The 1,659-nt window shown below is 52.7% G+C and carries 1 rRNA gene; it reads right to left on the bottom strand.

Features of this window, described 5'->3' with window-relative positions:
* Positions 1-1,659, bottom strand: a 23S ribosomal RNA gene (locus HHL24_RS43240); the annotation flags it as partial.

Below are 1,659 nucleotides of genomic sequence, written 5' to 3'. Positions count from 1 at the left end.
CCGGCACCGGGCAGGCGTCACACCCTATACGTCCACTTTCGTGTTTGCAGAGTGCTGTGTTTTTATTAAACAGTCGCAGCCACCAGTTTATTGCAACCCCTTCACCCTTCTCGCGCAGGCGAGTCAAGCTACAGGGGCGTACCTTATCCCGAAGTTACGGTACCAATTTGCCGAGTTCCTTCTCCCGAGTTCTCTCAAGCGCCTTAGAATACTCATCTCGCCCACCTGTGTCGGTTTGCGGTACGGTCTTGTTAAACTGAAGCTTAGAGGCTTTTCTTGGAACCACTTCCAGTTGCTTCACCGCCTAAGCGGCTCGTCCCATGCCCTTGAATTCCGCGCCCGGATTTGCCTAAGCGCCTTCTCCAACACAGGAACCGGGACTTCCAACACCCGGACAACCTTCCGCGATCCGTCCCCCCATCGCATTTAACAATGGTGCAGGAATATTAACCTGCTTCCCATCAGCTACGCATTTCTGCCTCGCCTTAGGGGCCGACTCACCCTACGCCGATGAACGTTGCGTAGGAAACCTTGGGCTTACGGCGAGGGGGCCTTTCACCCCCTTTATCGCTACTCATGTCAGCATTCGCACTTCCGATACCTCCAGCGCACTTTTCAATGCACCTTCGCAGGCTTACGGAACGCTCTCCTACCATGCACACTAGTGTGCATCCGCAGCTTCGGTATATTGCTTAGCCCCGTTACATCTTCCGCGCAGGACGACTCGATCAGTGAGCTATTACGCTTTCTTTAAAGGATGGCTGCTTCTAAGCCAACCTCCTGACTGTTTTAGCCTTCCCACTTCGTTTCCCACTTAGCAATATTTGGGGACCTTAGCTGGCGGTCTGGGTTGTTTCCCTCTTGACACCGGACGTTAGCACCCGATGTCTGTCTCCCGTGATTGCACTCTTCGGTATTCGGAGTTTGCTATGGCGTAGTAATCCGCAATGGACCCCACAACCATGACAGTGCTCTACCCCCGAAGGTGATACACGAGGCACTACCTAAATAGTTTTCGGAGAGAACCAGCTATTTCCAGGTTTGTTTAGCCTTTCACCCCTATCCACAGCTCATCCCCTAACTTTTCAACGTTAGTGGGTTCGGACCTCCAGTACGTGTTACCGCACCTTCATCCTGGCCATGGATAGATCACCTGGTTTCGGGTCTACACCCAGCGACTGAACGCCCTGTTCGGACTCGCTTTCGCTACGCCTGCCCTAATCGGTTAAGCTTGCCACTGAATGTAAGTCGCTGACCCATTATACAAAAGGTACGCAGTCACCCCTTGCGAGGCTCCTACTGTTTGTATGCATGCGGTTTCAGGATCTATTTCACTCCCCTCCCGGGGTTCTTTTCGCCTTTCCCTCACGGTACTGGTTCACTATCGGTCGATCACGAGTATTTAGCCTTGGAGGATGGTCCCCCCATCTTCAGACAGGATTTCACGTGTCCCGCCCTACTTGTCGTACACCCAGTTCTTCCTCGCTGTTTTCGTCTACAGGGCTATCACCTGCTATGGCGGCACTTTCCAGAGCCTTCGACTAACAATGAAGATAAAGAGTACAGGCTGGTCCCATTTCGCTCGCCACTACTCTGGGAATCTCGGTTGATTTCTTTTCCTGCGGTTACTTAGATGTTTCAGTTCACCGCGTTCGCTTC

This window comes from Paraburkholderia polaris (assembly GCF_012927345.1).
GTDB lineage: Bacteria > Pseudomonadota > Gammaproteobacteria > Burkholderiales > Burkholderiaceae > Paraburkholderia > Paraburkholderia polaris.
The sequence above is the reverse complement of the archived record's forward strand: the minus strand, read 5'-3'. Positions and strand labels throughout refer to the sequence as shown.